16 protein-coding genes are annotated in these 21,934 nt (G+C 35.7%); 1 reads left to right on the forward strand and 15 read right to left on the reverse strand.

The genetic code is table 11. From position 1 onward, the window contains the following. Positions 1-121: 121 nt before the first annotated feature. The 11 genes from BUB90_RS06620 to ftsH all read right to left on the reverse strand — a co-directional run bounded on the left by BUB90_RS06620 (position 122) and on the right by ftsH (position 15,685). The gene (locus tag BUB90_RS06620; protein ID WP_073285009.1) at positions 122-3,604 is read right to left on the reverse strand and encodes a DNA polymerase III subunit alpha; all 3,483 of its coding nucleotides are present in this window, start codon (positions 3,602-3,604) and stop codon (positions 122-124) included. A 195-nt stretch (positions 3,605-3,799) separates the two neighbouring features. Next, positions 3,800-4,720, reverse strand: a complete 921-nt coding sequence (locus tag BUB90_RS06625) for a hypothetical protein (protein ID WP_073285012.1) — start codon at positions 4,718-4,720, stop codon at positions 3,800-3,802. 197 nt (positions 4,721-4,917) lie between these two features. Next, positions 4,918-5,172 (reverse strand): HPr family phosphocarrier protein, encoded by a 255-nt coding sequence (locus tag BUB90_RS06630; protein WP_073285016.1) that lies wholly within the window; start codon positions 5,170-5,172, stop codon positions 4,918-4,920. After that, positions 5,169-6,182, reverse strand: a complete 1,014-nt coding sequence (gene whiA / locus BUB90_RS06635; protein ID WP_073285019.1) for a DNA-binding protein WhiA — start codon at positions 6,180-6,182, stop codon at positions 5,169-5,171. Before whiA ends, BUB90_RS06630 begins: the two co-directional genes overlap by 4 nt. 11 nt (positions 6,183-6,193) lie before the next feature. Beyond that, complete coding sequence (gene rapZ, locus BUB90_RS06640) at positions 6,194-7,072, reverse strand: RNase adapter RapZ (protein WP_073285023.1); 879 nt, start codon at positions 7,070-7,072, stop codon at positions 6,194-6,196. A 47-nt stretch (positions 7,073-7,119) separates the two neighbouring features. After that, positions 7,120-8,028, reverse strand: a complete 909-nt coding sequence (gene murB / locus BUB90_RS06645) for a UDP-N-acetylmuramate dehydrogenase (RefSeq protein WP_330393759.1) — start codon at positions 8,026-8,028, stop codon at positions 7,120-7,122. A gap of 341 nt (positions 8,029-8,369) precedes the next feature. Further along, a complete protein-coding gene (locus BUB90_RS06650) occupies positions 8,370-9,311 on the reverse strand; it encodes an ROK family glucokinase (protein ID WP_073285031.1) in 942 nt (313 codons plus the stop codon). Between the two features lie 443 nt (positions 9,312-9,754). Then, positions 9,755-10,681, reverse strand: a complete 927-nt coding sequence (gene hprK / locus BUB90_RS06655; protein WP_073285034.1) for an HPr(Ser) kinase/phosphatase — start codon at positions 10,679-10,681, stop codon at positions 9,755-9,757. Positions 10,682-10,774: 93 nt separating this feature from the next. Continuing rightward, positions 10,775-12,670 carry an excinuclease ABC subunit UvrC gene (uvrC, locus tag BUB90_RS06660; RefSeq protein ID WP_073285039.1) on the reverse strand — a complete coding sequence of 632 codons (1,896 nt, stop codon included), beginning with the start codon at positions 12,668-12,670 and terminating at the stop codon, positions 10,775-10,777. A 59-nt stretch (positions 12,671-12,729) separates the two neighbouring features. Further along, a complete protein-coding gene (locus tag BUB90_RS06665; protein ID WP_073285042.1) occupies positions 12,730-13,542 on the reverse strand; it encodes a Cof-type HAD-IIB family hydrolase in 813 nt (270 codons plus the stop codon). 70 nt (positions 13,543-13,612) lie between these two features. Continuing rightward, entirely contained in the window at positions 13,613-15,685 is a 2,073-nt protein-coding gene (ftsH, locus tag BUB90_RS06670) for an ATP-dependent zinc metalloprotease FtsH (RefSeq protein WP_073285045.1), read from the reverse strand. Between the two features lie 340 nt (positions 15,686-16,025). Here ftsH and BUB90_RS06675 point away from each other — a divergent pair, with 340 nt between their 5' ends. After that, positions 16,026-16,475 carry a YaiI/YqxD family protein gene (locus BUB90_RS06675; RefSeq protein ID WP_073285048.1) on the forward strand — a complete coding sequence of 150 codons (450 nt, stop codon included), beginning with the start codon at positions 16,026-16,028 and terminating at the stop codon, positions 16,473-16,475. A gap of 134 nt (positions 16,476-16,609) precedes the next feature. Here the strand turns inward: BUB90_RS06675 and BUB90_RS06680 are convergent, their stop codons facing one another. The 4 genes from BUB90_RS06680 to BUB90_RS06695 form a co-directional block, all read right to left on the reverse strand. Next, positions 16,610-18,175 carry a dipeptide ABC transporter ATP-binding protein gene (locus tag BUB90_RS06680; protein ID WP_073285051.1) on the reverse strand — a complete coding sequence of 522 codons (1,566 nt, stop codon included), beginning with the start codon at positions 18,173-18,175 and terminating at the stop codon, positions 16,610-16,612. A gap of 174 nt (positions 18,176-18,349) precedes the next feature. Then, positions 18,350-19,132, reverse strand: coding sequence for an ABC transporter permease (locus BUB90_RS06685; RefSeq protein ID WP_073285054.1), 783 nt, complete (start codon positions 19,130-19,132; stop codon positions 18,350-18,352). Continuing rightward, positions 19,129-20,082 (reverse strand): ABC transporter permease, encoded by a 954-nt coding sequence (locus BUB90_RS06690; protein WP_073285057.1) that lies wholly within the window; start codon positions 20,080-20,082, stop codon positions 19,129-19,131. The genes BUB90_RS06685 and BUB90_RS06690 overlap by 4 nt, the downstream gene beginning before the upstream one ends. A gap of 112 nt (positions 20,083-20,194) precedes the next feature. After that, positions 20,195-21,799 (reverse strand): ABC transporter substrate-binding protein, encoded by a 1,605-nt coding sequence (locus tag BUB90_RS06695; protein ID WP_073285059.1) that lies wholly within the window; start codon positions 21,797-21,799, stop codon positions 20,195-20,197. Between the last annotated feature and the right edge of the window lie 135 nt (positions 21,800-21,934).

Raw genomic sequence — 21,934 nt, forward strand, 5'->3', positions numbered from 1 at the left:
GAGATGTTTATATATAGTAACTGTATAGCTATACAACTTTTAAAAAGCTGAATGCACAAAATGAATAAAATTCATTTTATTCATTACTATTAACATGTAACTGCTTATAATCTTCTACATTCTAATCCATTTTTCTACGTTTTTCAATACTCTTTTCGATTATTTTCACATTATCAGCACCATAGTTCTCCTTTAATTTCTGTATTAAATCAAGGTTCGCATGGATTGTTCTACTCTTTGGAAGTAGCTTCTTTGCTTTCTCTGCTTCACAATAGATAATAACCTGGTCTTTCCCATCGCTTTCACTTAATAACTCATATAGATCTTTTTCTTTTAATAAGAATGCATCTTTTGAAGGAAACTTTATCCACACATCTTTTGGCAAAGAATCAAATGGTATAATCTCAGCGCATATTAACTTAGCCGGTTTGTCTTCTTCTACTGTAATCTTACCTCGAATAAATACTTTGTTATCTTCTAGTAGATGCTCTTTATAACGTTCATAATCTCTTGGGAAGATGATTACTTCTACATTGCCAAATAAATCTTCTACTGTGATAAATGCCATCATTGAGTTGTTTCTAGTAGCTTTAATCGTCTTCGCCGTAATCATCCCACCAATTATGGCTGTCTCGCCATCTTCTACCTTCACGCAGTTTGTTTCTTCGTCCAATGCAAAATCTGTTGAGTATGCTGTAATATTCTTTTTCCACAAGGATTCAAATTCTTGTAACGGATGACCACTTACATAGATTCCAAGCACTTCTTTTTCAAACCCAAGCAACATATCTATTGTAAATTCGCCCACATCAGGCATCTGAATCTCTTCCACTTTTTCTTCCTTACCCATAAAATCAAATAAGGAAAACTGCCCTGAGATGGAATCCTTCTTCTCACGGTTCACATCCTCTAATACTTTAACATAGATCATCATCTTCTGTCTTCTTGTACCAGGTAAACTATCTACAGCACCTGATTTTATAAAGCTTTCGATGGTTCTCTTGTTAATCTCTTTTCCTGTTAGTCGCTTCGCAAAATCCTTCAAATTAAGGAACTTACCATTCTCCTCTCTCTCCGCTACAATCGCATCAATTACAGGTTTACCAAGTCCTTTAATTGCACTAAGTCCATAACGAATATCCGTACCTGCCACAGAGAAATTCCCCTCTCCTTCATTAATATCTGGCGGAAGAATCTGAATCCCCATCTGTCTACAACTATAGATATATTCTGATACCTTTGATGGATTATCCATTACCGATGTCATTAGTGCAGCCATAAACTCTACTGGATAGTATTTCTTTAGATATGCTGTTTGATAAGAAACAACGGCATATGCTGCTGCATGAGATTTGTTAAATGCGTATTTTGCAAAGTCTGTCATCTCATCGTAGATATGATTTGCAACTGTTTCAGGTATTCCATTGTTTACGCAACCCTTAACACTCTCCGCTTCATTACCATATACGAAGTTCTGACGTTCTTTTTCCATTACCGAAGCTTTCTTCTTAGACATAGCACGACGAACTAAATCGCTTCGACCATAACTATATCCCGCAAGATCACGAACAATCTGCATAACCTGTTCTTGATATACAATACAGCCATACGTTGGTGCGAGAATTGGCTCGAGTTGTGGGCACTCATATACAATGGAATCTTGTTCATTCTTACCTCGTATATACTTTGGTATGAAGTCCATTGGACCTGGTCGATATAAGGAGATTCCAGCAATTATATCTTCAAGATTTTGCGGTTTTAATTCCTTCATGAAGTTTTTCATACCAGCACTTTCTAGCTGGAAGATACCATCTGTTTTACCAGAACCAATTAGTTCAAATACACCTTTATCAGCATAGTCAATCTGATCGATATCGAGCTGTTTATCCTCTGGTAACTTCTTATTCACTAACCTGACTGCATTCTGTATAACCGTTAACGTACGCAGTCCTAGGAAGTCCATCTTTAATAGTCCCAATTCTTCTAACGTTGTCATGGTGAACTGGGTTGTAACGGTATCATCCGATGCCCTAGACAACGGTACATATTCGTCAATAGATGCCTTACTAATTACAACGCCCGCAGCATGCATTGAAGTATGTCTTGGTAATCCTTCAAGCTTCATTGACATATCTAGAAGGTACTTTGCTTGTTCATCGGAATTATATAAGGCTTTCAACTCAGGATTGATATCAATTGCCTTCTTAATCGTAATTCCAAGTTCTGTTGGAATCATCTTGGCAACACTATCTACATAGGCATATGGTAAATCAAGTGCTCGTCCTATATCACGTATAACCATCTTGGCTGCCATTGTTCCAAAGGTTACAATCTGCACCACGCGGTCCTTACCATACTTGCGTACAACATAATCAATTACTTCTTGTCTACGTTCGAAGCAAAAATCGATATCAATATCGGGCATTGTTAAACGTTCTGGATTTAAGAATCGCTCAAACAGTAGATTATATTTAATTGGATCAATATTCGTGATACCAAGGGTATAGGAAACGATACTACCAGCCGCTGAACCACGTCCTGGCCCTACCATAATACCATGATCCCTTGCATATTTAATAAAGTCCCAAGTAATTAAAAAGTAGTCAACAAACCCCATGCTATGAATGGTTTGTAATTCATAAGCCAAACGTTCTCTAAGTTCATCCGAAGGATCTGGATAACGCACTTCTAATCCCTCATTACATAATTTCTGAAGATAATCCCATGCAGAATATCCGTCTGGAACATCATAGCTTGGCAGCTTATACTCACCAAATACAATTTCAACATTACAGCGCTCGGCAATCTTATTGGTATTCTCAAGTGCTTCTTTCGCATAAGGAAATATTTCTTCCATCTCCTCTGGAGACTTCACGTAATATTGTCCCCCTTCGTAACGCATACGATTCTCATCTTCAACCTTCTTCTGTGTCTGAATACATAGAAGAATATCGTGTGGTTCTTCATCACTTGCTAAAGTATAATGAATATCATTCGTCGCAACAAGTGGAATTCCTGTTTCACGATTTAGTCTAAGCATACCTTGATTTACCGTCTTTTGCTCTGGAATTCCATGGTCTTGTATCTCTAAGAAGAAATTGTTCTCACCAAATACTTCCTGTAAGCGTAATGCTTCCTTCTTCGCTTCTTCATAGAAACCTTTTCTAAGATTACTTGCAACAATACCCGCTAAACAGGCACTTAATGCAATTACTCCTTCGTGGTACTGTTCTAATATTTCATAGTCCACCCTAGGTTTATAGTAGAAGCCTTCTGTAAAACCTCTGGACACAATCTTCATCAAGTTATGGAAGCCCGTATCATTCTCAGCTAATAACACAAGATGATTATAACGAACATTATTGTTATTTTCTTTATCAAATCGTGATCCTGAAGTAACATACACTTCACAACCTAAGATTGGTTTAATGCCTTGTGCCTTTGCAGCTCGGTAAAAGTCAATTACTCCATACATTACACCATGATCCGTTATAGCTACACTGGTCATTCCCAATTCTTTGACCCTAGCTATTAATTCTGTTATTTTATTCGATCCATCTAGCAAACTATATTCGGTATGGACGTGTAAGTGTGTAAAGTTCATGATTTCCTCCTTAAGTGATGTGTTTCTGGTGTAAGACAAGGACGTAACGTAGTAATTCACCAAAACACTCTCTTAGAAGCGAGCCCCAATTGGCGCCTTCGACCTTAATCTATCTAAATCCGTATATTTTCTCTATTATCATACCATTTTTTTGATAGCATTACTAGTACAAATGTTCTCCAATTACTTTGAAAGCTAGTGAATGATTTCAAAAAAATAAACATCTCCTTCTGCTATATTCAGAGAAATCCGTCCATTAACATCCACTCTATATGCAGTATTCCTATTGTGTTTTAAGTTACTTGGTAAGGGTTTTAGCCGATCACCACGGTCCACTATAACTACATAATCAAGTGCTATGCTCACCTTCGCTTGTACAGTAAATACGCCTTTTTGTAAAAATTCAATTATTAGATATTCTTTATTTCTTGCTTCATTAAAGAATTGTTCAATAATACTACTTTCTATCTCCGTTGCTGTACGTACTCGTAACATAAGATTTAGATCTGTAACCTTTCTTTCTTGGTTCCCTTGTTGTTTTCCAACAAGAGACCAAGCATATCTAACTATTTTATCATTTCCCACGATACGTATTGTTATGCTTTTCTCACTCTTTATAAGAGTTGCAATTGCATCCTGTCTAAGCATAATCTCTTCTAACTGTATATTACTTTTTTTCATAATAGAATCTGGTATATGTATTGTTATGTTAACTTGATTTATTTCTGATGTTTGTATGTATTCCTTAATTGCTGCTGTAGGGCATTCTATATGTATTTTGAGTGGTTGTTGTTCGGACGTTTCCTGTGATAATTCCATTATTCTCTCTTCTGAAAATTCTAGCATAACCTCAGCAGTTTTGATTCCTACTTGATCCTCGCTAATTTCCATATGTACACTGGGATAAACTTTAGCTATTGATGTTATCACTTTATTACCTTTATCTCTTACTACGACAGATTTCACTTTTGATTCTTCCACCGTATTAACCTGCATAATTTGTGCATTAACATATTCCTTAGCCTTCATCGTAACATTCTTGAACATCGACCCGTGTAGAAGACTTGCACATAGCATACAAGTGGCTACAATGACACAACCTTTTATACGTTTCACTCTATTACATATTCCTCCCGCTTGATTATTTGTATATATTTTACATATTGATAGTATCATCCGTTATCACCATAGTCAAATCATACCATCATTGGTTTTTCGCCAAACTATGCATATTTACCCTCGTACCAAAAAAGGCTATAGTAAAAGTAGATCATCAATCAACTTTTACTATAGCCTTTTTCCTTTATTACCAACTATTTGCTACTTAAATACTTTTCAATGTTCTCCATAGCTGTTTCTTCATCAGTTCCATCAGCGATAACTGTAACTGTTTCACCAGCAGCAATAGCAAGACTCATCATACCCATAATACTCTTGGCGTTTACTTTCTTTTCTTCACTTTCTACATAAATACTACTTTCGTATTGACTAGCTACTTGAACAAGTAAAGCAATTGGTCTAGCCTCTAATCCTGTTGGAATCTTAATTGTTATTTGTTTTGTAATCATAACTTCTCCTCCTTGTGTTCCCTTAAATTATCTGCAATAATACTTAATTTTCTTAATCTATGATTAACTCCTGATTTACCAATTGGTACGCTAAGCAATTGCCCTAATTCCTTCAAGGATGCTTCTGGGTGAGCCAATCGAAGGGTTGCTATTTCTTCTAGTCCTTCATCTAATTCACCAAATCCAATTAATTCTTTGATAAATAGGATATCTTCCACTTGCTTAGAAGCAGCGGCAACGGTTTTATTAATATTGGCAGTTTCACAATTAACTTGCCTATTAATTGAATTTCTCATTTCTTTTAGTATTCGCACATTTTCTAAATTCATTAAGGCAATATGTGCCTCCATTACATTTAATAAGTCGACGATTTGAGAACCTTCTTTTAAATATACTACAAAATACCGTTTTCGTTGAACAATTTTTGCTTCAATTCCAAAAACCTTCAACATTTCTCGTAATTGAACAGCTTTTGGCCTTGTTGGTAGGGCTATCTCAAAGTGATATGCTTTACTTGGGTCGCTAATGGATCCAGATGATATGAATGAACCTCGGATAAATGCTCTCTTACAACAAGTATTCTGGACAACAATATTATCAACAATGGATAAATTTTCTTTAATATCTCCATACTCGGTTATTAACCTGGTTGCTTTTAATATATTCTTAGCAATATCAGATTGTTTAACAATAGCAATATAAATATTGCCCTTTTTTAATGTTTCTTCCATGTCACTTCTTAATTCGGAAGTCTGAACAATATTTCGCTCATATTTCTTCTGCCTTACTATTATTTCAGGTCGTACATGAAAAGCTGCTATTAACAAATTTTGAAACTTTCTTACTACTGTAAGATTTTCAGAATGGATCTTAATCATGTATTCATCTCTTACGGAAATAGAAATTCTACCACATAAACTAATGATAGCAGCAACTTCTGCTATTTGACAATGTCTAGCCGAATTAATTTGATTCGATAATTCTTCTTTTACATCTTTTGAAAATGACATTGTTATTCACCTCAAACTAGCTTCTTTTGTAGTGCATCTTTTTTAATATCTCTATGCTCAACTTTTAATCCGTATTCTAACTTAGATAGTCTATCGCTTAAAGCATTCGCAATGGATACCGAACGGTGTTTTCCACCTGTACAACCTATGCCTACAACTAATTGATTCTTTCCTTCTTCTATATAATTTGGAATTAAGAATTCAAGCATATCTTCTAATTTGTCCAGAAATTCAGTTGATTTTTGTGATGACATTACATACTCATATACTGGTTTGTCATTACCTGTCTGCGGCTTTAACTCTTGATCATAATATGGATTCGGTAAAAAGCGTACATCAAATACCAAATCACAATCCGTTGGTATTCCATACTTAAAACCAAAAGAAAGAATAGTTATATAGAAGTTACCATATTCCTGCTCCTGAACAAAGATTTTATTAATTTCAATTTTAAGTTCACGAATCAAAAGCTGGCTTGTATCTATTATAAAATCTGCTTGTTTTTTAAGAAATTCTAACTTTTCTCTCTCTAATTCAATTCCCGCATCTACCCTGCCATTCCCAGACAAGGGATGATTCCTTCTTGTCTCTTTAAAACGCTTAACAAGAACTTCATTCACAGTATCAAGGTAAAGTATCTCGTATGAATATCCTTTGCTTATTGCTTCAACGAGTATCTCATTCAAGCCTTCTAATGCTTGCCCGCTACGGATATCAATACCTAATGCTATTTTATCAAGCTGCGAACTTTGATCATATGCAAGCTGAGCAAACTTCAGAATAAGCTGGATTGGTAGATTATCAACACAAAAAAAGCCGATATCCTCCAACATCTTCAAAACAGAGCTCTTACCAGCTCCTGACATCCCTGTAACGATTACAAACCTCAAGATAAAACCTCCTACGTTCTACCAATACAACTATATGATAATTACTTTCAGAATTCTCCTATAATACGTACTTCTGGTTCTAACATAACTTGATGCTTTTCATATATAATATGTTGTACATCTTCTATAAGCTGCCTAACCTCACTTGCAGTACCATTTCCCACATTTACAACAAATCCACAGTGTTTCATTGATATCATAATATCACCAACACGATATCCTGCTAACCCAGAGTCCATGATAAGTTTACCTGCAAAATAACCTACAGGACGTTTGAATGTACTTCCCGCACTAGGATATTCTAATGGTTGTTTTTCTACTCGTTTTCTATTAAATTCTGTTATCTCTGCTAGTATATCTTCCTTATTTCCATAAGGTAACTCAAAAACTGCTTCTATTACAATGTAAGAATTCTTTTGTACAATACTAGTTCGATATGCTAATTGTAATTCTTCTTTATTCAGTGTGAAGATCTCACCTTCTTGGTTTAATACAGTTGCTGATATGATATAATCTTTAATCTCATAACCATACGCTCCCGCATTCATAGTTACTGCTCCACCAAGAGTTCCAGGAATACCACATTCTCCTTGTAAACCTGCTAGGTTATGTTCAGCCGCCTGGGTAGCTAATCTAGAAAGCATAACACCTGCTCCTGCCGTAACAATGTTCTTATCAATTTTTATCCAATCAAAATTCTTATATATCTGAATTATTACACCCTTATAACCTTTATCCCCAACTAATAGATTACTACCTTTACCTATTATATAATATGGTATATTACTTTCCTTACACACCTTAATAACTAGTTTTAGTTGGTCCTCATTCTCCGGAGTAACAAAGTACTCTGCTGGTCCACCTATTTTGAATGTTGTGTGTTTTGCAAGCGGTTCATTTCTTACTATGTTTTCTTCAGGTAAGATCGCCTTTAATTTCTGATTTATATCATTCAAAATAATACCTCTTTAATCAATTCTAATTTATATAAATATATGAATCCTTTATTCATCTTAACAACAGTATAATCTGTCATTTTTTACAATTTTTATTCGTTAGTACATTGTTATAATACAATACTTAATTCTTTATTTCAACTAAATTTATTTTTTTTAATTACTATTTTAAAAAAATTAAAATTATAACAAGTTTACTTTTAACTGTTAAAACCGCCCGTAAATGTATATAATTGTATTTGTTTTTGGTGTTTTTTTATTAATATTTACAAGAAAAGGACATATCATTATCACGAATGTCCTTTTCTTATATAAATCCAATCTTTTTTTGTACATTGTTATTAATTAATAACTAATTTTGCAGCTCCTACGATACCAGCATCATTACCAAGTTCAGCTAGCTTAAACTCTTTATCTTTATGTGCATGGAACGCATACTTCTCATAATGTCTCTGAATTACATCAAGAAGAATCACTCCTGCTTTAGATACCCCTCCGCCAATTACATATACGTCTGGTTCTACAACCGCTGCTATATTGGCACATGCTACTCCTAGATACCAGCCAAGTTCTTCAACACATTCTGTAGCTATTTTGTCTCCTTCTTTTGCTGCATCAAAAATCATCTTAGCGGATAGATTCTCTTTATCACGTATTGTAGATTCTTCTTCTGATTTTGCTAATAAACGTTTTGCTACCTTCACAATTCCTGTAGCTGAAGCGTATTGCTCTAGACAACCTTTTCTACCACAATTACAAGGATCTTCTTCTTCATAATTTACAAGCATATGTCCAATTTCACCAGCTGCGCCCTTTGTTCCAGTGATGATTTTCCCATTATGTATTACACCACCGCCTACACCTGTACCAAGTGTAATCATAATCATATCGCTGTAGCCCTTACCACCACCAAGCCACATTTCTCCTAATGCTGCAACGTTCGCATCATTTCCTGCTTTCACATTCGTAATACCTGTTAATCTCGTTACTTCTTCGGCAACATTGAATGTTCCCCAACCAAGATTTACACAAGTAAGAACTGTTCCCTTGTCATCTACTGGACCTGGTACACCAATTCCAATTCCTTCGATTTCGTCTTTTGTAATTCCCTTTTCTTGCATCTTTTCAGATAATGATTCGCTAACATCTGATAATATTCTACTTCCGCCATCTTCTTTGCTTGTCTTAATCTCCCATTTATCAACAATAGTTCCATCTGTCGTAAATAGACCAATCTTAACTGTAGTTCCTCCAATATCAACACCAAAACAATACTTATTCATATACTTCTTTCCTTTCCAAACATTTCTTTTAGTTACTGGTTAGAGTGTCAAAAGCCCCTTTTATATTTTGAATCGTCAATTTGCGCAATTTTATGTGTGAACATGTTATGTCAAACGTTGTTCACTCGCAACACGCTCTCGCTTGGATAAAGTTCGTAGTGGTACATAAGGCTCTAAAGTACAGAGCCTAAGTACCAACGACTTCATACAGTTGCTCATCGAACTACGTTCGACATAACATTAGTCGAGTTTTATATGTGCAAATTGACGAAGTCAAGTTTTACGAGAGGCTTATGATACTCTAACCAGTTACTCTAACTTCGCACTTGAAGTTTTCGAGGAGTAGCTAATTGCTATATTCCTTATATGTAGTTATATACATAACCGTATCAAGCGCCTCTTTGGTCGACCCATGGCGCTTTGAACAGCTATATGATATTAACTTATTCCTTTTTCATCAAGTTGTTTGTTACACGGTTATATAATTCTCTAGCAGCATTGTACCCCATCTTCTTTTGTCTGTAGTTAACAGCTGCCGATTCAACGATAATAGCTAGATTTCTACCTGGTCTGATTGGAATCTGGTGGCAAACCACTTTGTTTCCAAGGAATTCTGTATATTGTTCGTCTAATCCCAAGCGATCATATTCTTGCTCTTTATTCCACTCTTCTAATTTAATAACTAAGTCAATTGATTGTGTATTCTTAACACTTTCAACACCGAATAATGTCTTAACGTCGATAATACCTATACCTCTAAGTTCGATAAAGTGACGTGTAATATCTGGTGCGGTACCAATTAAGGTTTCATCACTTACTTTCTTAATCTCAACAACATCATCTGTTACCAAACGATGTCCCCTCTTGATTAATTCTAGCGCTGCTTCACTCTTACCAATACCACTTTCCCCCATGATAAGAACACCTTCACCATATACGTCAACTAAAACTCCGTGAATTGAAATCCTTGGAGCTAATTCAACCTTAAGCCAACGTATTACTTCTGCCATAAATGCAGATGTTGGTTTTTCTGTTCTGAATAATGGAACACCTTTCTTAGTTGCTAATTCTACTAAATCTGGCTCAATCTCAATATCACGGCAGAATACAATACAAGGAACTTTATAATCTAATAATCTAGTCATAATACCAACGCCATGGTCTTTCTCCATCTTTTGCATATAGGCATATTCCACATTACCAATTACTTGAACCCGATCAGAATCAAAATAATCAAAAAATCCTGCTAGCTGTAAAGCTGGTCTGTTTACATCTGTTTGGGTAATCTTTATGTCATCAATGTTAAGATCTGGCGTATAATTCACAAGTTTCATTTTTTCAACTAATTTTTTCAAATCTACTGTATACATACATGATCTCCTTCGCCATCTAATATTTTCTTTATCTCTCAAGTAGCTTTGCTACTTCCATAAAGTACATTCTAACACACTATTTTTTCAACTTCAATTGTTACTTTTTGTGGCATTTTCATCATCATTATTGTGAAAAAATTCATATACTTGTTTCGCAGCCATTTCATTCATCGTAGGCACAATACTAAGTTGCTCTATTGTAGCTTCCTTGATTGCATCTAACGAAAGGAAATTCTTCATTAATTCCTTTCTTCTCTTTGGTCCAATACCAGGTATATCATCTAATATAGAATGAACTTGACCTTTGCTTCGTAACGACCGATGATACTCGATAGCAAATCTATGGGTTTCATCTTGAATACGCGTTATTAACTTAAACCCTTCACTACTCCGATCAATAGGAATCTCTATATTATTAAAATACAATCCTCTTGTTCTATGATTATCATCCTTAACCATACCACAAACCGGTATAGTTAAATGTAATTCCTCCATAACCTTAAGGGCAATATTCACTTGACCTCTACCACCATCCATCATAATTAAATCTGGAAATCTAGTAAAGCTTCCATGTTCTAAGTCCATATTCTTCTCAAGCAACTCCGCTTTTTCCCTCTTACCATGAATAAAACGTCTCGTTAGTACCTCGTTCATACTAGCATAATCATCGCTTCCAGTAACCCACTTAATCTTAAACTTACGATAGTCGTTTCTCTTTGGTTTACCATTCTCGTATACAACCATGGACCCAACAGATTCAAAACCATTAATATTAGAGATATCAAAGGATTCAATTCTTTTAATCGAATCTAATCCAAGCAGGTTCTCGATCTCTTTCATGGCACCTTTTGTTCGTTGTTCTTCCTTCTTAATCTTCTCAGAATCCTGCTGTAATACAAGGGAAGCATTCTTCTCCGCTAATTCCACTAATTTTTCTTTCTCACCCTTTTTCGGTACATGAATATATACCTTTTGGCCTCTCTTAGCGCTCAACCATTCTGTAATTAATTCTGGTTCTTCTAAGTCCTCTTGTAGAAGTAATTCTCTCGGAATAAATGGCGTCCCTGCATAGAACTGCTTTACAAAACTAGTCATAACCCCTTCTCTTGTATCATTCTCTACACCTGTTAGATGATAGTGTTCTCTTCCAATTAACTTACCATTACGTATAAAGAATACTTGTACTACTGCTTCATCTCCCGCTCTTGCAAACGCAATAATATCTTTATCCTCTTGATTTGACATATTGGTAATCTTTTGTTTTTGTGCCATTTGGCGAACGCTATTCATAAGATCACGGTAGCCCGCTGCCTCCTCGAATTCCATATTCTCCGAGGCATTCATCATCTTCTTCTCTAACATGGATAAAACTTCATTGAAGTTCCCGTTTAGAAAATCAATAATTTGATCAATGGATTCCCTATATTCTTCCTCTGATATATAACCTTGGCACGGACCACTACATTGCTTAATGTGGTAGTATAAACATGCTCTTTCTTTCCCTATATCTCTTGGTAAGTTCCGATTGCAGGTACGAATCTGATATATCTTACGAAGCAAATCAAGAGTATCTTTAACGGCTAATACACTTGTATATGGGCCAAAATACTTCGCCTTATCTTTCTTTACTTGCCTTGCCATCATGACTCTTGGATATGCTTCCTGTACCGTTACTTTAATATAAGGGTAGTTCTTATCATCCTTTAGCATGGTATTATATCTTGGCATATGTTCTTTGATTAAATTGCTTTCTAATACCAATGCCTCTACTTCGGAGTCAGTTATGATATATTCAAAGTGATCGATTTTCGATACCATCTTTACGATTTTGGGCATTAGATTTCGACTGCTTTGAAAATACTGTCTCACTCGATTTTTCAAACTTATAGCTTTACCTACATATATAATTGTGTCATGTTTATCACGCATGATATAGACACCCGGTTTCGCAGGAAGCTTCTTCAATTCTTCTTCTATATTAAACATATACTTCCTCCATAGACTCTTGATTACAGGAGTTAAACGGATAGTCGTAATCCGGTTGGCTACGCTGTTAAGTACTCTTCAATAATATGCGCAACCCCATCTTCTTCATTGGATTTCGTTACTTTATCTGCGTTCTCTTTTACTATTTCCTGTGCATTACTCATAGCCACACCTAAGCCAGCATACTTAATCATAGATAAGTCATTAAATCCATCACCAATTGCTATCAATTCTTCTCGTTTCAAACCTAGGTGTTCCAAAAGGTGTGCCAAGGAATTAGCTTTATCCACGTTCAAAGGCATGAATTCAAGGAAGAAGGGTTCGGAACGATAGATACTTAATCTGTCTCCATACTTTTGTTGCATCTCTTTTTCTAATATAGCTAATTTCTCTGGGTCCCCTGTCATAAGACATTTATTCACATCAAAGGTCACATACTGATCGAAGTTATCCACATCATTCACTTTAATATTGTTGATCTTTGCTTCAATATCTACGTATTTATCATGATTGCAACCACAGATTACATCATCCCCTTCATAAGTTATGATACTCACATTATGTTCTACTGCCTCTTTATAAAGAACCGGAATCATATCCTGTGGTAACATATTCTGATAGATCACCTCTCGGGTTTTACAGTTCATAATTCTTGCTCCATTAAATGCAAGAATATATCCACCCTTTTCTTCTAACTTTAATGTATCAGAAATACCACGAATACCCGCTGTTGGTCTACCAGATGCTACAATAACTACTTTATCTGCTTCCATGGCACGACTTACCGCTTTTTTGGTTCTTGGTGTTACTTCTTTCTTCGTGTTTGTTAATGTTCCATCAATATCAAGTGCAATTGCTTTATATGTTGTCATTTATATACTCCTTACCTAATCTCATGTATTATTAAAAAGGCTGTCACACATGACATGTGACAGTCTTTACCTATCTTAACTCTTTATCTTTGGTAGCATTGAATTCATCTTCTACCTGAGGTTTATCATCTGTACGTATATCTTCTTTAGGTACCTCTGCAATCTTTATTATATCCTCTTGTTCCTTGGTATCCTCTGTTTTTGTATCATCTTTATCATCAGAAACTTCCACTTCAATAATCTCTAAAGCTTTATTATCAGAAGTTTTATCTCCTACCGATTTATCATCTTCTGATTCAGGAATTCCTTTCACTTCTCGGTAAATCTTCATAAACTCTTTACCTGTAATTGTTTCTTTTTCAAGTAAGAACTCTGCAATCTTATCAAGTGTTTCACGGTCTCCTTCAAGAAGCTTAAGTGCTTTATCATAACATTCTTTTAATATACGCATTACTTCATTATCAATCTCTGCCGCAGTAGCATCACCACAATTTAAGACTGCTCTACCATCTAAGTAACGGTTCTCAACTGATTCAAGCCCCATTAAACCAAAACGGTCTGTCATACCAAACTGTGTTACCATAGCTCTTGCTATCTTTGTCGCCTGTTCGATATCATTAGAAGCTCCTGTTGTAATGGACTTAAATACAATTTGTTCTGCTGCTCTACCACCGAATAAGGTTGTAATTCTCGTTAACAATTCATCCTTAGTATTCAAATACTTCTCTTCTTCCGGCACTTGCATTACATAGCCAAGCGACCCCATTGTTCTTGGTACGATTGTTATCTTTTGCACAGGTTCTGCTTCTTTCACAAGAGCAGTAACTAATGCATGTCCTACCTCGTGATATGCAACAATTCGCTTCTCTTCTTTGCCAAGAATACGATCTTTTTTCTCTTTACCTGCAATTACAACTTCAACGGATTCAAACAAATCTTCTTGTGTTACAACTGTTCTTCCAGCTTTAACAGCTGTAATTGCTGCTTCATTAATCATATTAGCAAGATCGGAACCAACAGCTCCTGATGTTGCTAAGGCAATTGCTTCTAAATCAACCGAATCATGCATTAGTACATCTTTCGCATGTACTTTCAAGATATCTACACGACCCTTCAAGTCTGGTTTATCAACAATTACTCTTCGGTCGAAACGACCTGGTCTTAATAATGCTTTATCTAATACTTCTGGGCGGTTTGTCGCAGCTAGAATTACTAAACCTTTCGAGGTGTCAAATCCATCCATCTCAGAAAGTAATTGGTTTAATGTCTGTTCTCTTTCATCATTACCACCACCGTAATGGCTATCACGACTCTTACCAATTGCATCAATCTCATCTATGAAGATTATACATGGTGCTTGTTGTTGTGCCTGTTTGAACAAATCCCTTACTCTTGATGCACCCACACCAACGAACATTTCAACAAAGTCAGAACCAGATAATGAGAAAAATGGTACTTTTGCTTCTCCTGCTACTGCTTTTGCTAACAAGGTCTTACCTGTTCCTGGAGGACCTACTAAAAGAGCACCTTTCGGTAATTTCGCTCCAATACGAGTATATTTACCAGGGTTGTGTAAGAAATCAACCAATTCCTTTAATGACTCTTTCGCTTCCCCTTGTCCAGCAACATCTTTAAAGGTTACTCCAGTTTCTTTCTCCACATAAACCTTAGCATTACTTTTTCCAACTCCCATCATTCCACCACCGCTTTTATTGATCATGCGGTATACCATGGTCATAACTAGACCAATCATTATGAATGGAAACAAATACACTAATATAAAATCTATGATGCCTGTACTGGTATCATGTACTGGTCCTTTGTATTCTACCTTAGCGTTATCTAATGCCTCATATAGTCCAGGATTATCCAAATACCCTGTATAATATGTTATTGTAAACATGCCATTTGTTTTCTCTTCTTTTGGAATTATTGTAATTCTGCTAGAATCAATCTTAACAGACTTAACTTTATCTTCCTTTAACATATTCATAAATTCTGTATAACTAACTTCAACCTTTGCACTTTCTTTTAACTGATTCGTCGTATAGTAAAAAAGTAAAAATGCACAGAGCGTAGCTACTACACAGAATACAATACCTGATTTATTTCCATTCTTTTTCTTCGGATTTTTATTGTCCATTCTACACCTCCATATGCACTATCTCCATGTTATGTTCATTATAATGTTAGTATTTCCATAAATCAATAGAATAATGTCTTAAATTTTTGTGACCTAATAGGGAAAAATATATGAATTTCGACTTGTAAACCATCTAGTAATCTGGCATATTATAGATTAAGAGAATCAGCTTTGCTGATTCCTTGGGATTACACAGAGTGTAAGACCATAGCTCCAAAGGAGTCTTAATTTAACGAACAAAATTACGAAGTAATTTCGTGAGTCTATCGTATGCCATCTAGATAGTCTTTATCTAGAATCAGCTATGCGGAGTCTGGGATTACGGAGAAAGGATATTCCTATGAAGATATTAGTCGATGCTGATGCATGTCCAGTTAAGCATATCATTGAAAAAGTTGCTAAAGAGCTTTCAATACCTGTTATTATGATTATTGATACAAGTCACATCTTAGATTCTGATTATTCTGAAATCATTCAGGTAAGTAAAGCTCCCGATGCAGTTGATATTGCTTTAATTAATAGAACAGCACCAGGCGATCTTGTAGTTACACAAGACTATGGTGTTGCTACCATGGTACTTGGTAAGAAAGGTTATGCAATTAATCAAAATGGACGCATCTATACCAATGAAAATATAGATCTACTTATGTTTGAACGTCATATTGCCAAAAAGCAACGCCGTGGAGGTGTACGCACTTCAAGTATTCGAAAGAGGACCAAAGAGGATGATGATAACTTTGAGCATTCATTTCGGAAATTATGTCAACTTGCTTTAAGTAAAAACATCTAATTTCATCAGAAATAATAACTATGAAATTTACGAAAAAACAGTCGCTTGATTATTTATACACTATGTAATAATCTAGCGGCTGCTTTATAAAATTAATCTGGGTGCCGAATCAATGGCGGTGCCAATGTGGTGTTCTACAAAATAGCTGCCAGTAATTTTTTCGTGTATTCATCTTTGGGAGCTCTAAATACTTCTCCCGTATCCCCTTGTTCTACTATTTTACCCTCATTCATGACAATTACACGATCACATATTTCATGAATTACATTCATGTCATGGGAAATAAATAGATACGTTAAATTATGCTTATCCTTCAATTCCATCAATAGATTTAATATCTGTCGTTGAATGGTTACATCTAATGCTGAAACTGCTTCATCAAGAATAACAAACTTCGAGTGTAACATCAACGCTGCTGCAATACATACTCTTTGCCTTTGTCCACCACTTAATTGATATACATATCGGTTACCAATCTCTTCCAATAATCCCACTTCACTTAGCTTCTCTTTCACCAATCGTCTACGCTCTTGCTTGGTGTAACCGCCTTTGATTTTTAGTGGTTCTTCTAGAATCCATTGAACTTTCTTTGCTTGATTCAAGCTACTATACGGATCTTGAAATACCATCTGCGGTCTAGTTTCCGTACAAGTTATCTCCCCTTCATAAAACATATTTAGTCCTGCAATTGCTTTCGCAAGTGTAGATTTCCCACTTCCACTTTCTCCTACAATTCCAACAACCTCTCCCTCATTAATATGGAAAGAAGCCTGTTTTACAATTTGTTTTTTCACACCTCTACGTATTCTACCATTCTGATAATAATAAATATTAACTCCATTCACGGATAGCATCTTAGATACCTGGCCGTTCACCTTACTAGGTGATTGAACTACGGTTTCTATCTCCACCATTTTTTTATGAATAGAAGGAACAGCATCAATTAATTTCTTCGTATACTCTTGTTTGGGATTTCTGAAAATATCTTCAACTAAACCTTGTTCTACAATTTTCCCCTGTGACATAACAATTGTTCTTTCACACATGGTTCTTATCACACCAAGATCATGTGAAATCAAGATAATACTCACACCATGTTCTTTATTCATCTTCTTTAATAGAGCGAGAATCTGCGCTTGTACTGATACATCTAACGCAGTGGTAGGTTCATCAGCAATTAGTATCTTAGGTTTGCAAATCATTGCCATAGCTATCATAACTCTTTGCCGCATTCCCCCTGATAACTCATGAGGATATTTATTATATAATTCTTCCGGATTGTTAAGTCCAACTTCAAACAAGGCTTCTAAGGTCTTCTCCTTTTGCTCTTTCCTTGATAGTCTTGTGTGGATTGCTAACATCTCACTGACTTGATCACCAATCTTCATGACAGGATTCAAACTAGTCATTGGTTCTTGAAACACCATTGCTATTTCTTTACCAAGATAAGACCTTTTTTGATTCTCAGACATAGATAGAAGATTATTTCCTTCCACTCTAATCTCTCCACTCGTTATCCTAGCAGTATCTTTGTGCAATCCCATAATTGACAGTGCTGTCATTGATTTACCTGATCCAGATTCCCCAACAATCCCAAGAATCTCTCCTTGATCAACCTGAAAGGATATGTTGTTTACAACCATTTGCATCGGCTTCGTGTCAGCGAACCCAATTGATACATTATTAACATCTAATAACATTCTATCATATCCTTTCTTTTAGTAACTGTTCAGAGCCAAGCAGAATGTTTCAAAAATGTAGGTTGAATGTTTATATTCAGAAATGTGTTTTTGAATTATTCTATTGGGCGGATCCGCCGCCTCGAGCTAAACCGTAGGTTTTTCTGGTCCTGAACGTTGCTTCTTTATCATAATTTAACGCTCTTCATTAATTAAACTAATTCCTAATACGGTAATTACAATCATAACACCTGGTGCAATTGCATACCATGGTGCTGAAAATAGATATGCCTGAGCCTCCGACAACATCCTTCCAAGACTGGCATCCGGTGGTTGAACACCTAAACCAAGATAACTCATACCAGCTTCCGCTAATACTGCATTATTAAATCCTATCGTAATCGTTGAGAACAACATGGAACTTATATTAGGTAGGATATGAATGAATAGAATACGTATATCACTTGCTCCCATTAATTTTGCCATCTTAACATAATCCATCTCTTTTTGCACCATATATTCACTTCGAACAACTCTTGCAAAACTCGGTATGAAAACAATACCAAGTGCTAGGATTATATTGTATTTACCTATACCAAAGATACTTATAATTACTAATGTTAATAAGATACTTGGAAAAGATGTGATTCCATCATTAATTCTCATTAATACACTATCAAGGGCACCACCATAATAACCTGTGAAGGCGCCGACTAACGTTCCTACTATCGTGCCAATTGCAACGGTTGCTATTGCCACAAAGAAAGTGGTACGGCTTCCTTCCATTACACGACTAAAGATATCACGACCAAAATTATCTGTCCCAAACCAATGCGCAAAACTTGGTGCTGTATTCTTGATAGACCCATTCATGGCATTGGGATCATATGGGGTGTAGAATATCCCCACTAGCACAAGCAATAAAACGATCCCTATTAAGATAGCACCAAGAATGAAGTTTAAATTCTTCTTCCTCACTCGGCACCTCCCTCTTTGCTGATTCGAGGATCAATAATCCGATATAATACATCAACAAACAGATTAATTACGACTACAATTGCTGCTATATATAAAACGACTGCTTGTACAACTGCATAATCACGACTTGATATCGCCACTACTAATAAGCGGCCAAGTCCAGGTAGATTGAATACCTGCTCAACAATAATGCTCCCTGCAAGAACATCTGCAATAATCATTCCAAGGAATGTAATAACAGGTATTAGAGCATTCTTAAGAACATGTTTAACCAAGATATCTTTCTTGGAATTTCCTTTACTTTTTGCTGTTCTTACATATTCAAGATGCATCTGTCTACGAATGGAACTTCTTAAGAACTTTACTGTCATTGCAATCTTTGGAATTGCCATTGCTATCGCTGGATAGATTAGATAAGCAAAGAATTTTCCTTTATTCTCACTAAAACTTACATAATTCCCTGGTACAAACCATTTCAGGCATATGCCGAATATCAAGGTTAGAATCATTCCTAAAAAGAATGGTGGAATTGCCATCATCGTCTGGGTTAACAAAGTCAGCATGCGGTCTATTATTCCGCCTTCCTTCATTGCAGATAGAATTCCCAAAGGAATTGATATGGCAATTATAAGAATAATGGATAGAAGTGCTAACCAAACCGTAACAGTTAAACGGCTTGATACTAATGCTCCTACTTCCATATTATACTGCGTAGATTTTCCGAAATCTCCTTGTAATACATTGCCTAACCATCTACCATAACGCAGGGCTAAATTCTCATCTAAACCTCTCTCCTGGCGCAAGGCCTGAATAGCTTCAGGACTTGCATCCATTCCAAGAGTACTTAATACACTATCTCCAGGGATTACTTGAAAGGCCGTGAATGTGAATATTGAGACAATGAACAATGTTAGAATTAGAGTACTTATTTTTCTTATAATATATTTCACAATTTCCCCACCTTTCTTTCTCCTTGATTTCTATCCAAATCATTTTTACTACCTAGTATCCTTCATATAGCCAATTAATCAACTTTGTGAAGGAAATATTCTGAATCGTTACCTATTCAGAGATATAATATACCTTCGCCATATCCTGAACATATACAGGATAGAACGTATAACCAGCTAACTTCTTATTCACCGCTACAAGTAAAGGTGGATCTTGAATATAAGCAGAGGCAGCATCATTTGTTAAATATGCTTGTAATTGCTTGTAATACTCTACCTTTTCCTCATCAACCGTACTTGCAATTGCTTTCTCAAATGTAGCATCAAAGTCAGGGTTATTATAGTTTATGAAATTATTACTAGCTGTTGATACAAAACGTTCTACTGAATCCCTAGGTGCTAGATTCGAATCTAAACCTACAATTGTCGCTTGATAGTTTCGATTCTTATAGACATCTTCTAACCAACTGTTCCATTCTACTAACTGAATCTTCGCAGTAATTCCAACCGCCTTTAATTGCTCTACAATAATTTGCGCTGTATCAACATGGAATTGGTAGTTAGAAGGTACTGTTATGGTAAATGTTAATCCACCTCCATAACCTGCTTCTGCTAATAACGCTTTTGCCTTTTCTACATTATAGTTATATGTTCCAGCTAAATCTGTATTATAATACTTCTTAAACGCTGAGAACATATTCGTATCAATGATAGTTCCTCTCCCACCAGCAACCATATCAAGAATTCCTTGTCGATCAAGGGCATAACTAACCGCTTGACGTACCTTCATATCATTGAATGGCTCAGCTCCATTATTTAGGAATAATGCTTGCACAAGATTCATATTACCAACTTCGACATTATAAGTATCCGGTAATTGTGTTGCTTGATCATCGGTTAGATATGGGAAGATATCAATCGATCCAGCCATTAATTCCATAAAAGCGGAATCGGTATTGGCTGAAATCTTGAAAGTTACTTGATCGAGATATGCTTTATCTCCCCAGTAATCTTCATTCTTAACAACTACAAAGCTTTCAAGTGGTGCATAAGATACGAATTTGAATGGGCCTGTTCCCATTGGCTCAGTATCTAACTTATCGTAATTTGCTGGAACGATAGCACTTGTTAGATATGCAAGTAATTCTGTATCTCCTTTGTCTAACACCAATTGAATTGTCTTATCATCAAGAATATTTACTTCCTTAACATTAGAAAGCGCCGATTCTACTTTAACAGACGGATCCGTCTCCTCAAGCAAACCAGCGCAACGTTCTATAGAATATTTAACATCCTCTGCTGTTACCGCGTCACCATTATGGAATTTCACTCCATCACGAAGGGTAAATGTATACATCTTACCATCTTCAGAAATTTGGTATTCGCTTGCAACAGCTGAAACTAAATCACCATTTTCATTCGGTTTTACTAAACCTTCATAAACATTGAATAATACTTCATTAGTTCCTGCCGCAACTGCTTTGTGTGGGTCAAGACTATCTAGATCCTGTGTTATTTCTACTACAATTGAGCCACCATAGATTGCATCTTTATCTGATGCCTGATTATGGTCCTGCTCTTTAGAAGAGGTATCATCTGTAGCCGGCGCCTTGTTAGTATTCTTATCTGACTTATCACCTTTACATCCGGAAAGTGCAATAGCAGATACAAGAATAGCTACCATGAATAGGTACTTTGAAAAATGTTTAACTTTCATTGTAATAATTTTTCTCCTTTCAAAATGTGAAAGATTAATCTTCCACACTGGCCTCCTCGTCTGTCAAGGACAGACTTCACGATACTTTTTCTCCCATTATTCTATTGTCGATATAATAATATATTTTTTTTGTAC

The sequence above is a fragment of the Anaerosporobacter mobilis DSM 15930 genome (assembly GCF_900142955.1).
Taxonomy (GTDB): Bacteria; Bacillota; Clostridia; order Lachnospirales; family Lachnospiraceae; genus Anaerosporobacter; species Anaerosporobacter mobilis.